This window comes from Nocardia sp. NPDC055165 (genome assembly GCF_053606985.1).
This window is the reverse complement of record NZ_JBSGSS010000014.1, coordinates 98,108-121,017: the sequence shown is the minus strand read 5'-3', so window position 1 is coordinate 121,017 and position 22,910 is coordinate 98,108. Positions and strand designations below refer to the sequence as shown.

The following is a 22,910-nucleotide window of genomic DNA, read 5'->3' as shown; positions in this document are numbered from 1 at the left end:
CCGCAGGTCTTACCGACCTCTCAGCGAACGACCCATTCGAAGGCGTCGGCCTCCGAGCGCGCGCCTTCCAGAGCGCGGGAGCGGTTGGGCTCGCCGAGCTCGGCGAGGAGTTCTTCGGTGAGCCCGACGAGGTCGGCCAGCGAGGCCGGGGTGAACCAGTCGGGCCTGGTCGCGAAGAGGATGTCCTCGGACGCGGTATTGCCGCTGGCACCCGGAGCGAAGGGGCAGCCGCCGAGGCCGCCCAGCGCACCGTCGACCATGGTCGCGCCCGCGGCGACGGCCGCGAGCGTGTTGGCCACGCCCATGCCCCAGGTGTCGTGACCGTGGAAGACGATGCGGCGCGGCGGGGTGGTGTCGCGGACGGCGGCGACCAGGGCGCCCACCTGACCAGGGTGGGCCTGGCCGAGGGTATCGGCGAGGACGATGTCGGCGGCGCCGTCGGTGCGCGGATCGTTCGCGATGGCGAGCACCCGGCCGGGATCGACGGGACCGTCGAACGGGCAGGTGAACGTGGTGGCCAGGCACAGCTGGATCGCACCGCCCGCCTCGTGGGCGAGGCGGATCGCCGCGGGCATCGCCGCCACCGAGGTCTCGGTATCGCGGCCGATATTGGCCCTGTTGTGCGCGTCGGACACCGAGAAGCAGTACTGGAAATTGCGCGCACCCGCCGCGGCGGCCTTCTCGACATGGCGCGGGGTCGCCACCCACACCCAGCATTTCGCCAGTTCGTCCGGGGTGAGCGCCGCGATCAACTCGAGCGAGTTGGCCATCGGCGCGACCAGATCCGGCCGCGCCATCGAACCGATCTCCAGCGCGGGCACGCCCGCGGCGAGCAGTCTGCGCACCACATCGATCTTCTGCTCCACCGGCAGCACCTTGCCGGTGAGCTGCAAACCGTCGCGCAGCGTCACATCACGCAGCAGCGGTGCGGTCACCGCCGCTGCTCCGGTTCCCGCGCGGGCACGCACATCACGCCACCGCACGGTTTGTCGCCCACGCTGGCCGGGGTGGGGTGGACCGTCGGACGCACATGACCCGGGCCGCGCGGCTCCCACTTGTTGCGCACCGGCGGGCGGCGCCTGCCGTGTACTCGCCTCGTCACAGTGCCTCCAGCGCGTCGATCTGATCTTCACTCATCCCGAGCAGCCCGCCGAGCACCTCTCTGGTGTGCTCGCCGAGGTCGGGGCCGACATTGCGGATCGGCAGGGATGCGTCCCCGATCACCGGGACGATGCCACCGAAACCCACCTGTTTGGGTTCGGCCTCGCCCACGTCGACGGGGAACATCTGGATCATATTGCGTGCGCGGTACTGCTCGTCGGCCACGATGTCGGCGGCGGTGTAGATCGGGCCGCACGGGATGGCCGCGTCATCGAGCAGTTTCAGCGCCTGCGCGCGCGTGTGTTTGCTCGACCATTCCGCGATCGAGGCGTCGAGGCGCTCGCGGTTGCGCCAGCGGCCGTTGTTGTCGGCGAGCTCGGGGTCGACGGCCAGGTCGGGCCGGCCGATCACCTGCATGTACCGCTGGAAGATGGCATCGCCGTTGCCACCGATGATGATGGAGTAACCATCGCTGGTCGGGTAGGCGTTCGACGGCGCGATGCCTTCCATCCGGCCGCCGACCCGCTCCCGGTTGATGCCGTAGGCGAGATGGTCGGGGATCAACGATTCCATCACCGACAGGATCGACTCGTTGAGCGCGACATCGATGATCCGCTCCGCCTGCGGCACCGCACCCGTGACCCGTTCGCGCTGGAACAGTGCCATCACGGTCCCGAACGCCGCGTAGATGCCCGCGATCGAATCACCGATCGACACCCCGGTGCGCACCGGCGGCCGATCGGGATCCCCCACCAGCTCACGCAGGCCACCGACCGCCTCCGCGACCGCGGCGAATCCCGGTCGCGCGGCCATCGGCCCGGTCTGGCCGTATGCCGAGATCCGCGTGATCACCAGCTTCGGGTTCGCTTCCTCGAGCGCCTCGGGCCCCAGCCCCCACTTCTCGAGCATTCCGGGCCGGAAGTTCTCCAGCAGCACATCGCACTGTTTCACCAGATCGAGCACGATCGCGCGCCCCGCCTCGGTCCGCAGATCCAGCACGATCGATTTCTTGTTGCGGTTGACGGTGCGATACAGCATCGAGGTATCGCCACCGTACAACCGCCAGTTGCGTAATTCGTCGCCCGTGCCGGGGCGTTCCACCTTGATCACCTCGGCGCCGAAATCGCCGAGGATACGTCCGGCAGTGGGAGCGGCAACATAGTTACCGAGTTCCAGGACGCGAACACCGTCCAACGGCCGAATACTCATACAGGCAGTATCGCAGTGCGACCCCCGGTGACGCCGGGCACGTGCGGGCCCGGCGGCGAACCGATAGTTCAGCTGGCGAGGAGCTCCACTTCCTCGATGATCGAGTAGTCCTCGGCATTGCCCTTCAACACGGTGCTGGCCTGTCCGTCGACGCCGACCGGGATGTCACCGGCGAGGGTGATCCGGGTGAGGCGACGCGGCTGGTCGTTGTAGTCGTCGATGGCGTAGTGCTGAGTGGCACGGTTGTCCCAGATCGCGACGTCGCCGTCGGACCAGTTCCAGCGGGTGGTGTTCTCCAAGCGGATGACCCGATCCTGGAGCAGACGGAACAGCTGGTCGGACTCACGGGACGGAATCCCGACGAACTGCTTCACGAAATGGCCGAGCAGCAGCGCACGCTCGCCGGTCTCGGGATGTACCCGCACGACGGGGTGTTCGGTCTCGTACACATCGGACTGGAATTCCGTCGAGTACTCGACCTGCGACGGGCGCACCTTGTCGACCGCTCCGGCGTAGTCGTAGAGATTGGTGTGCACCGCGCGCAGGTTCTCGGCCAGCGCCTTGAGCGGAGCGGGCAGCGAGTTGTAGGCCGCGACCGTGGACGCCCAGGTGGTCGAGCCGCCGTAGGTGGGTAGGTGCTCGGCGCGCAGGATCGACGCCTTCGGCACGCGGTCCACGAACGTCACATCGGTGTGCCAGGAGTTGGCGCGGCTGCGCTCGGAGTCGATGGCCAGGCTCTTCACACCGGCCGACTTCACCGTGGGATGCGGGGTGGTCGGGCTGCCGAGCAGCTCCGCGAATTCGTACTGACCGTCCTCGGTGAGATGGTTCTGACCGCGGAAGAAGATCACCTTGTGCTCGTTGAGCGCGCGCCGGATCTTCGCTACGGTCGCCGCGTCCAGGTCACCGCCGAGCCGGACACCATCGATCTGCGCGCCGATCTGGGCGCCGAGCTTGGTCACCGTCAGGGTGGTTGGGAGGGCGTGGTCGACCGTCATGGGGATCACCTTCACTGTCGTTCTCGATCGGTTGGTATGCATCAAGCACACCGTGAATCCCGTTCGACAGACAGGGTTTGCCTCGGAGTGATCCCAACGGCGTCAGCCGATGTGCTCCCGCAGGTAGGCCAGGTCCTCGGCGACCCCGTCGGCCGGGGTTTCCAGGATGACCGGCGCACCGGCCGTGCGGCAGACCTCGGCCAGCAGTTGCGGGTCGATGGTGCCGTCGGCGAAATTGGCGTGCCGGTCGGCACCGGAGTCGAATTCGTCGCGCGAGGAGTTCAGGTGCACGAGATCGATGCGCCCGGTGATGGCCTTGATCCGCTCGACCACCCCGACCAATTCCTCACCACCCGCCCACGCGTGACACGTGTCGAGGCAGAAGCCCGCGCCGTAGTCGCCGACCGCGTCCCACAATCGCGCGATCGAATCGAAATGCCGGGCCATCGCGTGATTGCCGCCCGCGGTGTTCTCGATCAGGATCGGCACGGCGAACCCGCCCTTGTCCTGCTGACGCTCGAACAGCTTGCGCCAGTTGTCGATTCCGGTATCGAGCTCGGCGTCGGAGCGTACGTGTCCCCCGTGCACCACCAGGCCGAACGCACCGAGGTCGGCCGCGGCCTTCGCCTGCTGGGCCACCGCGTTGCGCGAGGGCATCCGCAACCGGTTGTTCAGACTCGCCACATTGATCTGATAGGACGAGTGCACAACGACATCGATCGGACTGGCCAGAATCTCGGCGGCCCTGGGATGCGGCTGGGGTTTGTCCCAGCTCTGCGGATCGACCACGAACATCTGCACGACCTCGGCACCGAGCTTCTCGCCGAAGCCGATCGGATCGCTCTCGTCGCGAACATGTGCTCCAATGCGCATAGCTGCCACCCTAATATCAGGCACCGACAACTTCGCTCGCGATGTTGCGCGGCGGTGGGTTCGGGAGATACATCGGTAGAATTTCAAACGGGTGCTCTGCCCTGGAGGGGGTGACTTCGCGTGTTGCGCAAAGGCGACGTGTTCGCCGGATACACGATCCGGCGCGTGCTGGGCCAGGGTGGAATGGGCGTGGTCTACCTGGCCAGGCACCCCCGGCTGCCCCGGCTCACCGCGCTGAAACTGCTCAGCCGTGAACTGTCCGCCGACGAGGAGATCCGCCGCCGCTTCGAGCGCGAAGCCGATCTGGTCGCCCAGCTCGAGCACCCCAATATCGTCAATGTCTACGACCGCGGCACCGACGACGACCAGCTGTGGATCTCCATGCAGTTCGTGGCGGGCACCGATGTCGCGACCGCCGACGTGAACGTGCTGACACCCGGCCGGGCCGTGCAGATCGTCGCCGAGACCGCCACCGCGCTGGACTTCGCGCACGCGGGCGGCGTGCTGCACCGCGACGTGAAACCGGCGAACATCCTGCTCGCCAAGCCACCGATCGGGCGCCCGGAACGCGTGGTGCTCACCGACTTCGGCATCGCCGCGGTGCGCGACAGCGAGACCACACTGTCCTCGGCGGGCACGATCACCGCCACCCTGGCCTATGCCGCGCCCGAGCATCTGGCGGGCGCGCCTCTGGATCATCGCGCCGATCAGTACTCGCTGGCCTGCACGCTGTTCTGGATGCTCACGGGCTCGGTGCCGTTCCCCGGACCCAGCCCGGGCGCGGTGATCCAGGCGCACCTGAGCAAGCCCCTTCCCCCGCTGCGCAGTCTGCGCCCCGACCTGCCCGCGACCCTGGACGCGGTGCTGGCCAGAGCCACCGCCAAGCGCGTCGAGTCCCGTTTCGCCAGCTGCGCCGAGTTCGCGCAGGCGGCCAAAGCGGCGCTGTTCGCGGTGCCGGGGCCGTGGCATCAACAGCAGCAGTACACCGCGGCCGGTGTGGTGCTGCGCGCCCGCGAGTCCTATCCGCAGGCGCCGGGATATTCCCGGCCGCCCACCCCGGCGCAGCCCTACCGCAACGCGCCCCCGCCGACCACCCCCGCGCAACCGCACCCGCACGTTCAGCCGACCACTCCCGCACAGCCGCATCCCCACGCGCCGCGGCCGTCGACGGGCGGTCCGGCCATCCCGCCGCGACGCGGAAGCGCACGCCCGGGCACCATCGATTTCCCTGGTGGCCGTAACCATCCCGGCTATATCGTGCCGCCGCAGCAGCGGCGTCCGCCGTGATCGTGGCAACCGTCGGCGTCGTCGCCGACTGATAAGGTTTCGTTGATTTTCCCGTGGCGGGCAACGTCGGCCGCGGCTTTTATGCTGTACGCGCGTGCGCTGGTGGGTCCCGGCGCGCGGCGGGAAGTGGAGCAGACATGCTGGCCAACGGAGATGTTTTTGCCGGCTACGTCATCGAACGGCAGCTCGGCCGCGGTGGCATGGGTTCGGTCTATCTGGCCAAGCACCCCCGCCTACCGCGGATGACGGCGCTGAAGCTGCTCAATCGCGAGATGTTCTTCGACGCCGAGGTGCGGGCACGGTTCGAGCGGGAGGCCGATCTCGTTTCGCGCCTCGATCATCCGAACATCGTCACCGTCTACGACCGCGGGCACGACGACGAACAGCTGTGGATCTCCATGCAGTTCATCGACGGCGTCGACGCGGCATCGGTGGATCCGCAGACGCTGCCGCCCGCCCGCGCGCTGCAGATCGTGAAGGAAACCGCCGACGCGCTGGACTACGCGCACGGCATGGGCGTGCTGCACCGCGACGTGAAGCCGGCCAATATCCTGCTCGCCCGCTCGGGCGCGGGCCGGGGCGAACGCGTCTACCTCACCGACTTCGGCATCGCCCGATTGCGCGACGACACCGGCCATCTCACCCAGACCGGTACCTTCACCGCGACGCTGGCCTATGCCTCCCCCGAACAGCTCACCGGCGCCTCGCTGGACCACCGGTCCGACCAGTATTCGCTGGCCTGCGCACTGTTCTGGCTGTTCACCGGTTCGGGACCGTTCGCGGCGACCAACCCGGCCGCGGTGATCCAGGGTCATCTCCAGCAGCCGCCGCCCACGCTGAGCAGCGTCCGGCCCGGCCTGTCCTACGCACTCGACGGCGTGCTCGCCAAGGCGATGGCCAAGCGGCCCGATGACCGGTTCGACTCCTGTTCGGACTTCGCCGAAGCCGCGATCGAGGCGTTGAACAGTCCGAGCGCGCCCGCGTTGCCGATCGTCGGTCCACGACCGGGCACCGGTGGGTCGCTGCCGATCGCCGGGCGGCCCACGACAGGTGGCGCGATTCCGCAGACCGGTCTGCCGTATCCCGTTGCCACGCAGGGCCCGATGACCGGCGGCCCGATGGGCACCGCGCAAGGCCCGATGACCGGCGGCCCGATGGGCACCGCGCAAGGCCCGATGACCGGCGGCCCGATGGGCACCGCCCAGGGCCCGATGACGGGTGGCCCGATGGGCACCCAGCGTCCGATGAACCAGTCGCCCACCGGCGCTTCGCAGCCCTACACCCAGCAGTCGCGGCCGCAGTACCAGTCGGCGCCGCGGCCACAGGCGAGTGGTTTCGCCCAGTATCCGCACGGGCAGCGGCCGCCGTCGAAGTCCAACACCGGGCTGATCATCGGCATCGTCGTCGCGGTGATCCTGGTGATCGTGCTGCTGATCGGCATCGGTATCGCAGCCAGCGGCGATGACGCGGGCGGCGGCGACCGCACGACCACCACGTCGGCGGGCACCTACATCACCCCGAGCGCCGACGCCATCAGCGCGGAGTTCGGCCGGATCGTGCCCGCCACGGTCGACGACTCCACCGGATACAACGGCGCCACCTGCTGGGAGACCGACAACAGCGATCCGCCGTCGCCCGCGGAAGGCGAACCCGACTTCGGCGCCTGGGTGCACCTGTGGAGCTGCTTCGGCGGCGGTGACAGCGACGATCCGTTCTACCGGATCTATGCCTTCAACTCGGCCGCCGACGCCAAGTCGGTGCTCGACGGCCTGCCGACCAACACCAAGTCCACCGACAGCAACGGCGGCAAGCAGTACACCAACTACAAGTACACCGACAACGGGAACAAGATCATCACGCAGTTCACCGGCGATCCCGGCCGCGCCCAGTTCCTGATGTACACCGACGGCTACGGCACGGCCGACGAGGTGCTGCGTTGGTGGCGCTCGGCCCCGCTGAACTGACCGCGATGTATGACGAGGGCGGCGTTTTCGCCGGATACACCATCGAACGACTGCTGGGCCGCGGCGGCATGGGCTCGGTGTATCTGGCACGCCATCCGCGGCTGCCACGGCGCACCGCGATGAAGCTGCTGAACCGGGAGTTGTTCTTCGACACCGAGATCAAGGCCAGGTTCGAACGCGAGGCCGATCTCGTGGCGCAGCTCGAGCACCCGAATATCGTCACCGTGTACGACCGGGGCGTCGAGAACGACCAGCTGTGGATCTCCATGCGCTACATCGACGGCGCCGACGCGTCGTCGCTGCCCTCGCCGGTCGACCCGGCGCGGGCGGTCCGCATCGTCACCGAAACCGCCGCGGCACTGGACTTCGCGCACAGCCGCGGCGTGCTGCACCGCGACGTGAAACCCGCCAACATCCTGATCGAATCGGTCGACGGCACCGAACGCGTCTACCTCACCGACTTCGGCATCGCGCGCCTGCACGACGACAACGCCGCCAAGCTGACCCAGACCGGAACCTTCACCGCCACCCTGGCTTTCGCGTCTCCCGAGCAGCTCTCCGGTATCGCCCTCGACGGCCGCGCCGACCAGTATTCTTTGGCCTGCACGCTTTTCCGGCTCCTCACCGGAACCACCCCCTTCGACGCCACCAACCCCGTCGCGGTGATCCAGGGCCACCTCCAGCAACCCCCGCCCCGCGCGAGCACCCTCCGATCGGGCATCACCCCCGCACTCGACGCGGTCATCGCCCGTGGCATGGCCAAGCGCCCCGAAGAGCGCTTCGCCACCTGCGCCGAGTTCGCCGCCGCCGCGCTGCGGGCCCTCGCCGGTCACGCTCCCCCGCAGCAACTCCACGGCTCGGCGGCCACCAGAACCTACCCGCCGAACTCGCCGTATACCCCCGGTGCCGGATACCCGATCGCAGGTCGTACCGACCCGAATTCGTCTGGCGGACAGCCGCCATGGCCGGGCACGACCGGTCCCGATCAGCCGTGGGCCGTGAGCGGCCGACCCGCCGGTTCACAGTGGGCCGGCAACGCCGCCCCCGGCCTCGGTCAGCAGTGGCCGGCGGTCGGTGGCGGTTCCTCCTGGGCCGCGCAGCCGAACCCGTCGTGGCCCAACGAATCCGCGAACCACGCGAGTGCGCCGAACGCGGGCGCGCAACGTCGTCGCGACGCCGGGAATTCCAGGGCGACGGGCAGGGGCGCGCGCCCTTCGGTCGCCGAGGAGTATCTCGGCAAGAAGCGGAAATCCCGCTGGGAGGGATCGCCGATCGGCTGGCTGGCGATGATCGCCGTCGTGATCTTCCTCGGCTGGATTCTGGTGACCACCTTCGGCGATGACGGCAACGCCGGTGCGTCGGGCGGGCAGGGTTCCGAAACCTCCGCGGTCGCTACACCGTCCGTCGACGCGACGACCTCCGCTCCCCAGCGGCTGACGTCGACCACCCCGCCGACGAGCGACCGACGGGTCATCGGCGCCAACGCGGCGAAGCTCAGCGACGAGTTCCCCCGCATGCTGCCCGCCACCTCGGCGAGCAACCTGGTCCATGCCGGTTCGGGGCTGGGCAACGCGGGCTGCTTCGCCTACGACCGCGCGACCGCAAGCCGCGATTCCGACGACGCCGATATGGGCGACTGGTCGGTGATGTGGCATTGCTTCGGCGGCGGCAACAAGGCCACCTACGAGTTCTTCCTCTACCCCTCCGCAGATCTTGCCGCGCAGGCGATCGCGGGTCTGCCCGCCAACGACGTGCGCCCCATGTCGCACACCGGCCACACCTGTACGAACTTCGTCCTGCACGACAGCCAGCCCAGGTCACCGCGCATGGTCACCCGCTTCGACGGCGACCCGGCCCGCGGCGCCATGCTCATGTACAGCCGCGGCTTCATCGCCGACGAGGCCCAGGTGCTGGATTGGTGGCGCTCCGCCCCGTTGGTCTAGGCGCGCGTTCGCGCCAGGCTGCGCACGGTTCGAGGACCGCTGTGCGTCCGCGCCCATCAGGCGGTCAGTGTGTAGTGCACGAAGTCGCGCACCGGCTCGAAGCCGATTCGCTGATAGATCTTGTTCGAGGTCGGATTGGCCAGGTCGGTGAACAGGCAGGCATCGGCGCCTTCGGCGCGAATCCGACCGGCGACCGTCGCCGTCAGCGCGCTCGCGAACCCGTTGCCCCGCAACGGCGGCGGCGTGTAGACCGGGCCGATCCTGGCCCAGCCGAGAACCTCCGCCTGCCGGGCGACCAGCGTCACCGGCGCGCCGTCGTGCTCCCACAACCACGACGCTCCGGCCTCGATCCGTTTGCGCACCGCCGTCTCGTCGAGCCGACGTGGTGCGTCGGCTTCCACCCTGAAACCCTCCAGCATCGCGAGGCAAGGTGCCAGATCGTCGACGGTGGCCTGGCGAGGTGCGCCGGGCGCATCCGGAATGTGCAAGGCACCGAGGCGGAACAGTCGGGTCGTGTATTTCTCGCGGTAGGTCCCGCGGCTGGTCTTCGACCAGTGTTGCGCGAAGACAGCGGCGTCGGCCCGCTCGCCCTCGACGCTGCGCGCCGCGATGTCGAACGCCGCGAAGGCATCGGCGACGGCCGAGATGCTGTGCGGGGGCAACTCGCCGAGGTAGATGGCGCCGTTCGTGCTCTGCGCGAGACCGACGACCACACCCGTTCGGTCGCGGACGCTCAGAAACTGCGTCATCATCGAGCCGGATCTGCCCGCGATCAGGTTGGTGAGGGTACTCGCGATCACCGTGTGTCGCAGCGGGTCACACCGCAGGAACGGTTCCGCCTCGGCCAGGAACCGGGCAGCGTCAGTGGTGATGTCGATGCGCACCACACCGACGGTAAGCCGTCACACCCGCGACCGCATTCGAATTATGAGGTGTCTCAGGTTGTTTCGGGGATGTCCCGATCGGTGCGCAGCTTCAATAAGATGAGTCCAGCCGTACAGGCCAGGATCAGCCCGGCGACGGTGATCTCCACGTGCAGGCCCGCGATCCCGAGGCCGGCGCCGACGAGTCCGCCGACGAAGAACAACCAGCCCATGATCCGCGCGACCACCGCGAGGGTGCGGTTGCCGGGCGGTGTCGACGAAAGATGCCCGACGGTGGCCGAATCGGTGTTCGCCGCCGCGGTTTCCAGCCGGGGTGTCGAGAGTGCTCCCATGAGATTCTCCTCGATGACGCCGATCAGATACTTGCGCCGCGCGACCTCGCGCGTCAGGGGTAACGTTGCCGGACGTCTCATGCGTAACTTTGCTCACACACGCTACGACTCGGCGACGTCGAACGCGCGCGACACGTCCCCACGACACGCTGAATTGATCAATCCGATATCTGGACCACTAACGTTTAAAATGCACTCTTTTGCCCGACCTGCACTACTGTGAGGCGATCTCGAAGCCGACGAGGAGTAACAGGCGATGGATAACAGCAGGGCCAAGTTCGTGGGTCCGGCAGTCGCTGTTGGCGCGGTGTCGCTCGGACTGATCATCATCGGTGCGTGCGGTGTCGGGCAGCAGGATGTCTACGTGCCGGCGCCGCCGTTGAGCGCGGATCTGGCCGCCGCCCCCGCGCGGTCGGCGGACGAGCCCACCTCGACAACAGCGCACATCCCGATCCCGCCGTCGCCCAGCTGGCGGATCGCGCCGTACATGTCGCCGCGGAAGCCGTTCAGCCTCAGTTCCACCGAGACCTCGCCGTCGGAGACGCCACCGCCCGAGGGCGAACCGGCGCCCGAATCCCGCCCGGCCGAGGCGACGACCGAATCCCGGCCCGCCGAGACGACGACGCGCCCGCCGGAGACCACCGAAGACGAGCCGACGACCACCCGGCCACAGATCCTCACCCGGCAGAACCCCACCCGCACCGTCACCCCGCCCCGCGTGGGCGATGACGAAGCGTCCGAGGACTATCCGCCGACCCACGCCTTCGACCGCGCGACCCCGACCACTGTCGTCCCGGCCGACACCGGCGCCACCCCGACCACGGTGACGACCACCGAGGCGGCGACGACCACCGCAACCCCGGCCCCCACTACCGCCGAGGGCTGACACAACGATGGTGCGCACCCGAACCCCGGGCACGCACCATCATCGAAGAAGTTACAGCTCGACCAGGTCGTACTCGCCGATCCGGTCGGCCAGTTCCCGCCGATGTTCCAGCGCCCCACCGAGTGTCTGCCCGATCGCGGTCAACCGGGCGACATAGTGGCTCACCGGGTACTCCGCGGTGACGCCGATGCCACCGTGCATCTGGATCGCCTCCTGGCCGATGTGCTCGGCCGACTTCCCCACCTGCAACCGCGCCCGTGACGCGACGACCGGATCGTTGCCGCCGTCGGCCAGCGCCGCCGTCGCGTACAGGCTCATGCTGCGGGCCAGTTCCAGCGAGACGTAGCAATCCGCCGCGCGCTGGGTGAGCACCTGGAACTTCGACAGCGTGACCCCGAACTGCTTGCGGGTCTTGAGGTATTCGGTGGTGAGCGTGAGCGCGACCTCCATCGCCCCGACCGACTCCGCGCACAGCGCCGCCTGCGCATAGCCCTGGGTCAGGGCGATCTGCTCGGCGGCGTCGACGGCGTCACCGAGCAGTTCGCCCGCCGCGTTGTCGAAGTCGAACTGCGCGGCCCGACGACCGTCGAAGGTGCGGTACGACCGTCGTTGCACGCCATCCTGATTCGGGTCGACCAGGAACAGCCCGGTCCCGCCGCCGGGCAGCAGTGCGCTGACGATCACCTCGTCGGCCACATCACCGCGCAACACCGGATTCTTCACACCGGTCAGCGCGTAGTTGTCGCCCTGGGCCACCGCGGTGGTGGTGAGCTCCGTGGACGGCCACCGCAGGCCGGGCTCGGTGTGCGCGAAGGCGAGCAGGATGGTTCCCTCCGCCAGCGCGGGCAAGAGCCGTTGACGCTGCTCGGCACTGCCTGCCAGCCGCAGCAGTTCGGCCGGGATCACCACCGAGTCGAGCACCGGTTCCGGGGCCAGCGCGCGACCGAGCTCCTCCTGCACCAGCATCGCCTCGACCGGGCCCGCGCCGACGCCACCGTCCTCCTCGGGAATGGTCAGCCCGAGCACCCCGAGGTCGGCGAGTTGCTTCCAGACCGTGCGATTCCAGCCGGGGTCGGTGTCGCCGCTCTTGGTGAGGGCTTCGCCGTCGTAGAACCGGTGCAGCAGTTCGCGCACGGTGTCGCGCAGCATCGTCTGTTCTTCGGTCAGTGCGAGTTCCATGTCAGCGCCTCACAATCCGAGGATCGTGGAGGAAATGATCGAGCGCTGGACCTCGCTCGAGCCTCCGTAGATGGTCACCTTGCGGTAGTTCAGGTAGCCGGGGCCGGTGTGCTGGGCCCACGCGGGCGAGGCGATGTTGTCGGCGTCGACCGGCAGCGCGTCGGCGCCCGCGACGTCGAGCAGCAGTTCGGTGGCGGCCTGCTGCAAATCGGTGCCCTTGAGTTTCAGCACCGACGACGCCGGATTCGGCTTGCCTTCAACAGAATTGGAGACCACCCGCAGCTGGGTCAGTTCCAGGGCGAGCAGTTCGTTCTCCAGCTCGGCCAGCCGCGCCGCGAACACCGGGTCGTCGAGCAGCGTGCCGCGCCCGGTCCTGGTCGCGCGGGCGTAATCCTTCGCGAGGCCGAGCTTGACCTTGGTCTTACCGACGCCGGTGATGGAGGTGCGTTCGTTGCCGAGCAGATACTTGGCGTAGGTCCAACCCTGGTTCTCCTCGCCGACGAGCTGATCGGCGGGCACCCGGACGTTCTCGAAGAACACCTCGTTGACTTCGTAGCTGCCGTCGATCAGCTTGATCGGGCGCATGGTGACACCGGGCGACTTCACGTCGAAGAGCAGGAAGGAGATGCCCGCCTGCTTCTTCGGCGCGTTCGGGTCGGTGCGCACGAGGCAGAAGATCCAGTCGGCGTACTGGCCGAGCGTGGTCCAGATCTTCTGGCCGTTCACGATGTAGGAGTCGCCGTCGCGCACCGCCGTGGTCCGCAGCGACGCGAGGTCCGAGCCCGCGTCGGGTTCGGAAAAGCCCTGGCACCACCAGATGTCGAGCGCGGCGGTGGGCGGCAGGAAGCGCTGCTTGAGTTCCTCGGAACCGAACTGGGCGATCACCGGGCCGACCATCGAGGCGTTGAACGTGAGCGGCTCCGGTACCGAGGCCAGCTGCATCTCGTCGAGCCAGAGGTGGCGCTGCATCGGCGTCCAGTCCTTGCCGCCCCAGGCCACCGGCCAGTTCGGCACGCACAGGCCGTTGTCGTTGAGGATCTTGTTCGCGGTGACGATGTCCTCGCGGGACAGATCCTGGCCGTGCTTCACCCGATCGCGGATGTCGGCGGGGATCTCGGTCGCGTAGAAATGCCGGAGCTCGTCGCGGAAAGCGACCTCTTCCGGGGACAGGGCTAACTTCATACGGGTCTCCCAGTCACTCGTAGCCGTCGAAGAGAAACCTACCCTTCGGTAATCCTCGGTGTCGACTACATCACACACGATGGCTGTCCCAGCGGCCCCCGCCGCGCTGTCGGCGGCTCGGCGACCCGCGCGACGACCTGGTACGTTGCCAGACGAACCGGACTATCCGGCGACGAGCATCCATCGAGGAGTCACGGGTGAACGGCAGATCCATCGCAGGTAGAGCAGCGGTCGTCACCGCCGCGAGCATCGGCGCGCTGGCCCTGCTGGCCCCGAGCGCGATCGCGTCGCCCACCGACGACGCGATCGGCCACCTCACCCACCTCGCCGGCGAGGACACCACGGCGAAGGCCGGTGTCGGTGCGATCGCGAGCTTCACCGGCATCGTCGGCGTCGACGCCCTGCGTGACATCTCGACGCAGTTCACCCCCTTCACCTACGCGGCCCCCACCTTCGGCTGCGGCAGCAACGGCCCGATCACCACGATCATCGCCGCGGCGTCGTTCGAAGGGCCGGGCCCGCGCACCGCGACGAGCCTGACGCCGGGCGATATCCGTTTCAGCGCGAGCCCGCGCCACTCCGGCGTTCCGCTGGCCTCCGGCCTCAGCGTCGCGTGGGTCAACGTCAACAACGGTCAGAGCGGCATCGTCGGCCTCGACGACCAGACCGAGTTCAATCTGCCGTCACTGTCGAAGACGGTGCACAGCGGTGCGGGCACCGTGGTCGCCTCCATGTGGGGAACCATCGACTACGCGGGCGCCCGCTGCGTGATGACCCCGACCGTCGGCACGTTCGTCGTGCCCGATCTGCCGGTGGTGGTCCCCGAAGCCCCCGCGGCACCGCCGGCCCCCGAACCGCAGGCCGTGAGCCCGGGTTCGGGTGAATCCTCCTCGAGCGCACCGACATCGAAGGCCCCGGCGCCTGCTCCGGTCGAAACGCCCCAGCCCGCCCCGGTGCCCGCTCCCCCGGCCCCGCCCGCGGCGACCAACGTCGGCGGCTGAGCCGGGTTCAGTAGGTCCCCTGGCCGGCGGACGAATTCGCCGACCGGACAACGGCCCGGTTCCGCGCGCCGGTCACCTCGACGGTCGCGTCAGCCGATCGGGCGGATGCGCAGGACCGTGCCCTCCTCGGAGCCCGCGAGCAGCGCCGACGGGTCGGACGGGTCGGCGACGACGGCGGTGAGCGGCTGGGTGGCGACGACAGTGCACGCGGTGCCGGTGTTCGGGTTGACGCGGACCAGGTGCCCGGCCAGCGTCGTGACGTACAGGGCACCGTCGCGTACGACCAGGTCATCGACGAAATCGGGCAGTGTGCCGAACGAGGTCAGGTCGGCAACAGTGGTCGCCGCGCCCGGGTGGGTACGGGACAGTCGCAGTACGCGACCGACGGGTCCACCCGCACCGACGAAGTTCGCGGTGACGTAGACCGAGTCACCCGACACCACAACACCGTTGGGTCCCTCGATGCTGACGGCCGACCACCAGTCCATGTCCTCGCTGCCGTCGCGGCGCAGGCGGTGGAGTCCGTTGCCGGTGGTCACGTACAGATTGCCGTCGGCGTCGAAGGCGGCACCGTTGGGCTGCGGGAAGCCGGTGGCGAAGGCGACGGGGTTCGGGCGCGCGGCCGCCGGGTCGAAGCGGACGATGCCGCCCGAGCCTGCCAGCGGCGAGTTACCGGTGACCACGTACAGCAGTCCGTCGGGACCGAGCCGGACGGCACCGGGCGAGGGCACGGCCACCGTGGCGGTCAGGCGCCCGTCGCGGTCGTAGCGCTGGACCTCGCCGCGCATGACCCGCGAAACCCACAGGTCACCCTGGGCGTCGATGCCGAAGTTCTCCGACCAGTCCAGCAGCGGCACACTCGACCTGATCGCGACGTCCTGGCGCGCCTGTCCGCACAGGGACAGCGGGGCGGCGCCCGCGACGGCGCCGGAACCGAGCGAGGCGCTGGTCACGACAGCCGCACCGACCACAACACGGACGACGCAACGACGGAACGACAACATCTGTAACCCTCGACTCTGTTGACCCGGTTCGACGCGCGAAGTCTAACGGCTGCGGGCCCACCGTGTGCAGCCCACGTCACCTGCGGTTCCCATCACGGGGTACCACGTACTAGTGCTGTCTCCCAGAACAATTCGATCGGCCGAACAGCGATAATCGACAGGTGCCCTATTTCGACAGCGAGCGTGGACGATTGCACTGCCGGTGCTGGTCCGTCGACCGACCGGCGGCGAGGCTGGCGCTGCTGCCGGGTACCGGTCAGCACAGCGGGCACTATCACCGCTTCGCCGCGGCGTTGCGTCCCGCCGGGATCGAGCTGTGGGCCCTCGACACCTCGGGGCAGGGACTGAGCGAGGGCGATCCCGACGCGCCGGGCACCATCGACGAGCTGACCGCCGACGCGCGGGGATTTCTCGAACTCGTCCGCGCCGATCACCCGGAGCCGCCGGTGTTGATGGGGCACTCCCTCGGCGCCGTGACCGCCGTGCACCTCGCCCACGAAAACTCCGCTGAACTGGCCGGACTCATCCTGTGTGGCACTCCGCGCCGCGTCGCCGACATCGCGCCGGAGCCCGGTCTCGCGCTGCTCGCGGTGCACGGCGTGGACGACCGGCGCGCACCCGTCGATGTAATCCGGCTATGGACAGCACGGCACCGATCGGTAGATTTGCGCGAGTACGCCGACGCCGGACACGACCTGTTGCACGAACCGGTGCAGCACCGCGTGGCGGCCGATATCGCGGAGTGGGTACTCACCGCGGTGCGATGAACGACGAAGGGGGAACCGGTGCAACCGAATCGAACGGGGCTGCCGAACACGGCGGCTCTCGGCCAAGCCGTCGACGAGGGCGGGTTGTGGATCGACGGGGTGCTCGTCGCCGACGGCGCGCCCGAGCGCTGCGCGCTGCGCTACGAACGGCTGGCCGATGAGGTCGAGGCCCAGGTGCGGGCGCTCAGCGCGACCGCTGTCATCCCCGGTTTCGGCGGTCTCCCCTCGGGCGGCGCCCTGCGCACCGGTTTCGAGTCCAAGGCCACCGAGGCACTCGACGAACTGCGCGCCTACGCGAGCACCGCGCGCGACCTGGCCGCCGTGTTCCGCGCCGCCGGGGCGAACTTCCGCGAGGCCGATCAGGCACTGGCGGGCGCGGTCGCCGCGATCGAGGTTCCCGGTGATGGCGATGCGTAGCATTTCCGGCCGTACCGATGTGGACTACGTTTCCGTCGTCGAAGTCTTCGACAACCTGTCCCATGCCGACATTCACAGTGCGGTAAGGCAACTCGATCCAGCCGCACTGGCAGGCGCGGGCGAGACGTTCCTCACCACCGCCACGGGCCTCGGCGACGGCGTCGAGATCGCACACGGTGAGATCCGTGCCGCCATCGCCGACGGCTGGCGCGGCGCGGCGGCCCAGCAGGCCGCCGACGCGGTACGCGACTTCGAGCAGGCCGGTCGGCGCATCGCCGATGTCTTGACCGCGGTCGGCGTCCGGCTCAGCCAAGCCGGTGACGCCGCCGAGTCCCTGCGCTCCGCGGTCGCGGAACCCGAGGGGGCACAGCCCGATCCGGCGGCCGCGCTCCTGGACTCCGAGCAGGCCGCGAACAACGCCACCATCACCCGCGAGGCCGAGAACGCCCGCCTCGACGCGGTGCAGGCGATGGAGACGATCTACGCCGGAGCCTTCCTGCCGACCGGGTCCGGGGTACCCGCCTTCACCGGAATCGCCACGGAGACAGGAACTGTCACCGCCGCTGCGACGCTGTCGGGTGCCGCTCCCCCGGCCGGAATTCCGCAGGCGAGCGCCGTCGTCTCGTCGGCGACGACACCGGCGACCGTCACCGCCGCCACGATGCCCGCCGCATCCGCGCCGGTCGCCGGAACAGCGGGCACCCTCTCCACCGGCAACGGCGCGCTCCCGACCAACGGGACCGCCGCGACCCCGGGCGTGGTCGCGAACGGGACGGCTCCGGCGACTATCGCCCCTGCCGCGACAACAGCCCCGAACCAGCCGCCTGCCAACGCCAGCAGGGCGAGCACCACCACCCCGGCCTCGACCACGGCCTTCCCCGGCACGCTGTCCGTCAGTGCCCGAACCCGTCGCGCGGGAACCTCGACTACGTCCGTACCCGCCGGCGCGACACCGCCCACCGGCGAATCGAACGACGAGACCCACTCGGCGAACACCGCGGCCGCCGGCAACGCGACGGCAAGCGATACGGCCACGGAGGCAGCGAGCGAGGGCAGGCAGGAGCGCGATCCCTCGGTGTCCGGTGGCGAAGCCGCCACCGGGATGGGCGCGGGCGCGATCGGCGGAATGATGGGTGGGGCGATCGCCGCCGCGGATCAGACGCGGCCCTCCGGTGGTCCGCGTCCCGCCCAGGTGGCCGAGGAGCTCGAGGACGAGGAAGACGAGTTCTTGCGGTTCCTCGAGGAGGAGCCGACCTACCTCGAGCCCGCCGACGAAGTGAACGCGCTGATCGGGAAGATGGAGCCGACCAGTCCCGCCGTGCTCGGTGAGTGGACCGAACGGGAGTGAACTGGCACTTCACCCCGGACCAGTTCGCGCTGGGCTGGGCGCGCACCGACGGCGACCGGATCCCCTATCCGCTCGCCGTCCGTGCGTCCGCACGCGACACCGTCGAGCGGGCAGCCCAGCAACCCGCGCTCGACGCCTGGTGCGCTCGCACCCTCGACGCCGACCTCGCGGCCGCCCTGCGGGTGCTGGCGAAACCGGAGATCCGGGTCGAGGTCTGTGGCCACGCGCCCGCGCCGGTGCGGATGCTCGGCGCGGTCACCGCGGATGTCGCGGTTCTCGCGGTGCAGGATCCCGGTAGCGCTGCCGACCGTGGCGGTTCGGTGCACGTGCAGGTCGGTAGTACGAAACGTCTTGCCGCCCAGGTGTTCTCCCGGCTCCCCGCCCAACGCCCCGGCCTCACCCCGCGCATCACGGCACCGGCGACCCGGGTCGAGGAGGACAGCCGAGACCTGGTGACCGCCCCCGTCGCCGGCCCGTCCGACGCGGCGCGCATACGCCGGCTCCTCCAGCGCCCCCGCACTGGCATCGGCCAGATCCTCGTCGCGGCAGGCACCGACCCCAAGCCCTCGGGCGTGCTGTCGTGGATCGACCTCACCGGCGACGGCCGCTACCTGGTCCACGCCAGCCGCCACATCGACATCACCCCCGCCACCCCCGACACCGCCGTCGAATGGCTACGCCGCCTACTCCGCAGCGTCTGAATCAGCCGAGCTGGAGAAAACCGGCGAGGTCCGCGAGTTCTTCGGCGGTATCCGGGAGGTACTCGGTGAGCAGGGGTGAGCGGATGACGATCGCCTTCCACATAGCCCGGCACAGCGTGGCATGGATGACGGTGCGCGACAACAGCGGCCGCATCCCGAAGGGCGCGTCGGCGGGGGTCGACGTGGTCATCGACAACAGGACCACCGCGGCTTCCCGGCCACGGAAGCGATCCGGAGTACCCACCAGCACGTCTTCGATCTTGGCGCGGGCCAGCAGCGTCCGGATCCGCGCCACCTGGGCGGCGTACGGCGCGACCACGAAGATGTCGTGCGGGTGGAGTTTGCGGGTTCCGCCGTCGGAGGTCCACGTCTCGCCGAGCAGGATCCGGACCTGGCGCACCACTTCGCGTGCCTCGGCATCGGATTCGGTGGCACTGCCGCGGTGCTCGACGAGCACCGTGCTCACCCCGGGCGCGATCCCCGCCAGATCCCTTGTCAGCGTGATGGCCTCGTCCGCGCGCAGCCGGCCGTCGTAGCAGCAAGCCGACACGGGCTCGCAGATCGCGGGGTGCATGCGCCAGGTCCGGTCGAGGAAGTAGCCGCGTTCGACGGGCAGGGTCCCCGCGCCTGCACACAGCCATTCCAGGGCCGAGACCTGCACGGGCTCCGGATGTTTCGCCTGCGCCCTGGCCGGGACCGGATCGCCGATCAGCAGCAGGTTGCGCGCGCTCACCGCGACCGCGACGGTGTCGGCCAGTGAGCATTCGCCCGCGTCGGCGATCACCAGCAGGTCGAGCGCGCCGGGTGCGATCAGTCGTTCGTCGACGAAATCCGCCGTGGTACCACCGATCACGCACCCGTTGACAGCATTGTCCAGAAAGCGCGGGTACCGGGCGGCATCGATCGCCGACCAATCCGGACCGACCGAGGCGACGTCCTTCTTCGCCACGAGTTCGGGCAGCAGGCCCGCTTCCACGACCGCGTCGAAGATCCGCTCGATCACCGCGTGCGACTGCGCCACCACCCCGATCCGCCATTTGTGGCGGGTGACGAGCCGCTCGAGCGCACGCCCGGTGATGCCGGTCTTGCCGGTACCGGGCGGCCCGTGCACGGCCAGGTACGAGGCGTCCAGTGCGCCGACCGCGTGGGCGAGGACGGCGCCGAGATCGTCGTGGGGCTGCGGCAGCGCCATCCCGTCGCGCAGCCGGGGCGCGCGACGCAGCAGCACATCGTAGACCGCGTTCTCCGGCACCCACGGCAGGCTCATCAGCAGATCCTGAGCGGTGTGCTCCAGTGCGGCCTCGATCTCGGCCTCCCCGTCGGGCGGGCCGGGAGCGATGGCGGCGGGCAGGTCGTCGTAGGGCGGGCAGCCTGCCGGGAGCAGTTCTTCCAGCCGGACGGTGTCGTCGAAATTAGGGTCGACGGCGCACCCGAGCACGGTGGCGGTGGCGGTGGCGCGGCGGCCGAGCGTCTGGGTCATGCCCGCCGCGGCGGCACCATCGTAGATGGTGACCATCTGGGTGCCCGGGGTGAGCGTCGCGCCCGTGCCCAACCTGCCGGTGAGCGTCAGGTAGCGGCGCATCGTCGGAAGTTGCGGCGTGCGATGCCATTTGGTGTCGACGGTGCCCCATTCGACGACGAGCACACCCGGTGCGTCGGCCCAGTCGCCGACCGGATGGCCGAGCCGATCGATGTGGGCCCACCAGCGCGGCTGCCGTTCACGCCGGTGATAGCCCAGGACCGCGGCCGTCAGGGCGGCAGCGCGCGCCGAATCCCCCTGCGCGTCCGCGGCGAACTCGCTCAGCGCCGCTTCCAGCGAGCCGGGGTGCAGCGAGGGCGGCACGTCGGATTCCGCCACGGCGAACCGGGTGCCCGGCACCGCGATTCCCGCGTCGGCCGCGCGGTCGAGCAGCCAGTCGCGGATGCCCAGAACCGTCGCCGCCCGACCCGGCGTATCCGGCAGCAGCGCGGCGAGTCCCGTTGCGTCATAGGACTGTTCGCCGATCAGCAGCGCCGTGCGCACGATCGGCGCCAGGTCGACCAGCGCGCCCTCGGCCAACAGCTCGTCCAGCAGATCGGCACCGGTGCCGAGCCTGCCCGCCCCATCGAGCAGTGCCGTGCGAATATCCGAACCGTAGTGGTACACGCGCACATCCGGATCCGCCGCCCGATGCTCGGCGATGATCTCCAGCAGTTCCTCGAGCACTCCCCCGTCCTGCGTCGACGGGCCCGCGTGTTCGAGGCCGAGAGGGCTGCGCGGCACCGCGTCGACACCGGTCTGGCGCGGCTCGGCGGCAAGCGGATCCGCCGGGTCGTCGCCGATGGCCGCATCGTCACCGATGACTATGCGCCCGAACGAGATGGTGTCCGCTTCGGCCGGATCGGCGCTGGGGTAGCCCGCCGCGTTCGCGGGTTCGACGCCGCCGGGCCCGAAGACCACGGCGTTGGTGTCCATCGGACCGACGGGCATACGCGGCCGGTAACCGACGCTGTTCGGCTGCTCCACACCGGCAACGACCGGCCGGAAGACGATGGTGGTGGCGTCGGCGAGTTCGAGGCCGGTCATGGCGCCGTGCCGGTCCAGGTCGATGACCAGGGCGAGGTCGCCGGGGCGCGGTGCGGGCAGGGCCCCGAGCGCGGTGGCGTCGCGCAGGGTGAAGGCCGGGCGGCCGGTGCGTTCGCGGACGAGCTGGATATCGGCTTGTTTACGCAGGGCCGCCAGCGTGCGCGGAGCCAGTCCTGGGACAGGCGTGCCGGTGGTGGCGAGACGATCGATCGTGAGCACGCCGGCCTCACGCAGCCTGGCCCGCTGGGTGGGTCGGATCCCCGCGACCAGCAGCAGGTCTCGCGCATTCGCCGCTGCGGCACGGCAGCTCGGGCACCGCCCGCAGGCCAGATAGCGCGGGTCACCCCACTGGACCGGCAGCAATTCAGCCAGCTTGTCCTCGATGATGTGCTCCACGCGAGCCCGCCGCGCCGAATACACCGGCGCCAGTTCCGCGCTCACTTCGCGCCGCACACCCTCGGCGGTCCACAGATACGCGCAGGGATCGACTCCGATCCCCGCGTCGGCGAGTGCCTGCGCGCACGCCGCGAATTCCAGGCGCGCACTCAGCAATTCACGAGCCGGATCGACCTTGATCGCCTGCACCGACGCCGCGACGCGCTCGAAAGGCGTCCGGCCCGCGGCCAATTCGCGTCGCAGCACCCTGCTGTCGGCAGGAGATACCGCGCCGGCGAAACTACTGAATTCCTCGTCCGCCGATGCCGAATCGCGTGCCGGCAGAGGCGTTCCCGTCGGACCTGGCGACACCGCAGCGTCCTCGACGTGCGACCACGCCGACGGCGCGTTCCCGCGACCGTCGCCACGATGCGGCGCGCCGGGAACGCCGACCGAATACTCACCGAGCGCGCTGTGCACGGTGTAACCAGCGCGACCACGGACCAGAAGGTCGGCACCACAGGCGAATCGACCGTCGAAGAACACCGCGCCGTAGATCGCCTCGGCGCCGGAACTCAGCGCTCGCGCGGTGTGCTCCGCGGCGGCGGTCAGCGCCGCGATCCGGGCCGTCGCGTCGCCACCGAGCACCTCGGGCGACGGGATCCGGACCAGCCTGTCACCGAAGTGGGCGACCAGTTCGGCGGACGGTTCGGCCGTGCGCACCAGCGGGGCTGTCGTGTCGGGAACCCCGGGCAGATTGCCGAGAGCGGCGTCGATTCCGCGCAACACCGCGAACTCACAGTTCGCCGCGCGCGCGAGATCGCCGACGGCACCGACCACCCGATCACCGGACACGAACAAGCGCGGCCCTCCTGTGTTCACGCACACCCGAC

General features: G+C 69.6%; 20 protein-coding genes. 9 read left to right on the top strand and 11 right to left on the bottom strand.

Features of this window, described 5'->3' with window-relative positions:
- Positions 1 to 20: 20 nt before the first annotated feature.
- The 5 genes from ACWFRF_RS26100 to ACWFRF_RS26080 form a co-directional block, all read right to left on the bottom strand.
- Positions 21 to 935: a beta/alpha barrel domain-containing protein gene (locus ACWFRF_RS26100; protein ID WP_379311939.1), complete on the bottom strand. Its 915-nt coding sequence runs from the start codon at positions 933 to 935 to the stop codon at positions 21 to 23.
- Positions 932 to 1,102 (bottom strand): hypothetical protein, encoded by a 171-nt coding sequence (locus ACWFRF_RS26095; RefSeq protein WP_378609018.1) that lies wholly within the window; start codon positions 1,100 to 1,102, stop codon positions 932 to 934. The genes ACWFRF_RS26100 and ACWFRF_RS26095 overlap by 4 nt, the downstream gene beginning before the upstream one ends.
- Positions 1,099 to 2,310, bottom strand: a complete 1,212-nt coding sequence (locus ACWFRF_RS26090; RefSeq protein WP_387447528.1) for a CaiB/BaiF CoA transferase family protein — start codon at positions 2,308 to 2,310, stop codon at positions 1,099 to 1,101. The genes ACWFRF_RS26095 and ACWFRF_RS26090 overlap by 4 nt, the downstream gene beginning before the upstream one ends.
- A 68-nt stretch (positions 2,311 to 2,378) precedes the next feature.
- On the bottom strand, positions 2,379 to 3,308 hold the full coding sequence (locus tag ACWFRF_RS26085; protein ID WP_452452714.1) for a TauD/TfdA dioxygenase family protein: 930 nt from the start codon (positions 3,306 to 3,308) through the stop codon (positions 2,379 to 2,381).
- Between the two features lie 102 nt (positions 3,309 to 3,410).
- A complete protein-coding gene (locus tag ACWFRF_RS26080) occupies positions 3,411 to 4,181 on the bottom strand; it encodes a deoxyribonuclease IV (RefSeq protein WP_378993471.1) in 771 nt (256 codons plus the stop codon).
- A 120-nt stretch (positions 4,182 to 4,301) separates the two neighbouring features.
- On the opposite strand from ACWFRF_RS26080, the gene ACWFRF_RS26075 reads away from it, so the two are divergent.
- From ACWFRF_RS26075 to ACWFRF_RS26065, 3 genes are all read left to right on the top strand, one after another.
- A complete protein-coding gene (locus ACWFRF_RS26075; RefSeq protein ID WP_378993470.1) occupies positions 4,302 to 5,468 on the top strand; it encodes a serine/threonine-protein kinase in 1,167 nt (388 codons plus the stop codon).
- 137 nt (positions 5,469 to 5,605) lie between these two features.
- The gene (locus ACWFRF_RS26070; protein ID WP_452452712.1) at positions 5,606 to 7,432 is read left to right on the top strand and encodes a serine/threonine protein kinase; all 1,827 of its coding nucleotides are present in this window, start codon (positions 5,606 to 5,608) and stop codon (positions 7,430 to 7,432) included.
- On the top strand, positions 7,408 to 9,375 hold the full coding sequence (locus ACWFRF_RS26065) for a protein kinase domain-containing protein (RefSeq protein ID WP_452452804.1): 1,968 nt from the start codon (positions 7,408 to 7,410) through the stop codon (positions 9,373 to 9,375). The genes ACWFRF_RS26070 and ACWFRF_RS26065 overlap by 25 nt, the downstream gene beginning before the upstream one ends.
- Positions 9,376 to 9,431: 56 nt before the next feature.
- Here the strand turns inward: ACWFRF_RS26065 and ACWFRF_RS26060 are convergent, their stop codons facing one another.
- Both ACWFRF_RS26060 and ACWFRF_RS26055 read right to left on the bottom strand, forming a co-directional pair.
- Positions 9,432 to 10,259: a GNAT family N-acetyltransferase gene (locus ACWFRF_RS26060; RefSeq protein WP_452452710.1), complete on the bottom strand. Its 828-nt coding sequence runs from the start codon at positions 10,257 to 10,259 to the stop codon at positions 9,432 to 9,434.
- A 53-nt stretch (positions 10,260 to 10,312) separates the two neighbouring features.
- Positions 10,313 to 10,672 (bottom strand): hypothetical protein, encoded by a 360-nt coding sequence (locus ACWFRF_RS26055; protein ID WP_378993464.1) that lies wholly within the window; start codon positions 10,670 to 10,672, stop codon positions 10,313 to 10,315.
- 175 nt (positions 10,673 to 10,847) lie between these two features.
- Between ACWFRF_RS26055 and ACWFRF_RS26050 the strand changes: the two genes are divergently transcribed.
- Entirely contained in the window at positions 10,848 to 11,477 is a 630-nt protein-coding gene (locus tag ACWFRF_RS26050; RefSeq protein WP_452452708.1) for a hypothetical protein, read from the top strand.
- Positions 11,478 to 11,528: 51 nt separating this feature from the next.
- Here the strand turns inward: ACWFRF_RS26050 and ACWFRF_RS26045 are convergent, their stop codons facing one another.
- Entirely contained in the window at positions 11,529 to 12,656 is a 1,128-nt protein-coding gene (locus ACWFRF_RS26045; RefSeq protein ID WP_452452706.1) for an acyl-CoA dehydrogenase family protein, read from the bottom strand.
- A gap of 9 nt (positions 12,657 to 12,665) precedes the next feature.
- Positions 12,666 to 13,838 carry an acyl-CoA dehydrogenase family protein gene (locus ACWFRF_RS26040; protein WP_378993458.1) on the bottom strand — a complete coding sequence of 391 codons (1,173 nt, stop codon included), beginning with the start codon at positions 13,836 to 13,838 and terminating at the stop codon, positions 12,666 to 12,668.
- Between the two features lie 197 nt (positions 13,839 to 14,035).
- Between ACWFRF_RS26040 and ACWFRF_RS26035 the strand changes: the two genes are divergently transcribed.
- Complete coding sequence (locus tag ACWFRF_RS26035; RefSeq protein WP_378993456.1) at positions 14,036 to 14,839, top strand: hypothetical protein; 804 nt, start codon at positions 14,036 to 14,038, stop codon at positions 14,837 to 14,839.
- Positions 14,840 to 14,928: 89 nt separating this feature from the next.
- On the opposite strand, the gene ACWFRF_RS26030 is transcribed toward ACWFRF_RS26035, so the two are convergent.
- Positions 14,929 to 15,792 (bottom strand): SMP-30/gluconolactonase/LRE family protein, encoded by an 864-nt coding sequence (locus ACWFRF_RS26030; RefSeq protein ID WP_378993455.1) that lies wholly within the window; start codon positions 15,790 to 15,792, stop codon positions 14,929 to 14,931.
- A 212-nt stretch (positions 15,793 to 16,004) separates the two neighbouring features.
- Here ACWFRF_RS26030 and ACWFRF_RS26025 point away from each other — a divergent pair, with 212 nt between their 5' ends.
- The 4 genes from ACWFRF_RS26025 to ACWFRF_RS26010 are packed head-to-tail and all read left to right on the top strand — an operon-like array spanning position 16,005 to position 19,076.
- Complete coding sequence (locus tag ACWFRF_RS26025; RefSeq protein ID WP_452452704.1) at positions 16,005 to 16,610, top strand: alpha/beta hydrolase; 606 nt, start codon at positions 16,005 to 16,007, stop codon at positions 16,608 to 16,610.
- A gap of 18 nt (positions 16,611 to 16,628) precedes the next feature.
- Positions 16,629 to 17,027, top strand: a complete 399-nt coding sequence (locus tag ACWFRF_RS26020; protein WP_378993453.1) for a hypothetical protein — start codon at positions 16,629 to 16,631, stop codon at positions 17,025 to 17,027.
- Positions 17,020 to 18,375, top strand: a complete 1,356-nt coding sequence (locus ACWFRF_RS26015) for a WXG100 family type VII secretion target (RefSeq protein ID WP_452452702.1) — start codon at positions 17,020 to 17,022, stop codon at positions 18,373 to 18,375. The genes ACWFRF_RS26020 and ACWFRF_RS26015 overlap by 8 nt, the downstream gene beginning before the upstream one ends.
- A complete protein-coding gene (locus tag ACWFRF_RS26010) occupies positions 18,372 to 19,076 on the top strand; it encodes an ESX secretion-associated protein EspG (RefSeq protein ID WP_379313689.1) in 705 nt (234 codons plus the stop codon). Before ACWFRF_RS26015 ends, ACWFRF_RS26010 begins: the two co-directional genes overlap by 4 nt.
- 1 nt (position 19,077) lies before the next feature.
- On the opposite strand, the gene ACWFRF_RS26005 is transcribed toward ACWFRF_RS26010, so the two are convergent.
- The gene (locus ACWFRF_RS26005; RefSeq protein WP_452452802.1) at positions 19,078 to 22,872 is read right to left on the bottom strand and encodes an AAA domain-containing protein; all 3,795 of its coding nucleotides are present in this window, start codon (positions 22,870 to 22,872) and stop codon (positions 19,078 to 19,080) included.
- Positions 22,873 to 22,910: the final 38 nt, after the last annotated feature.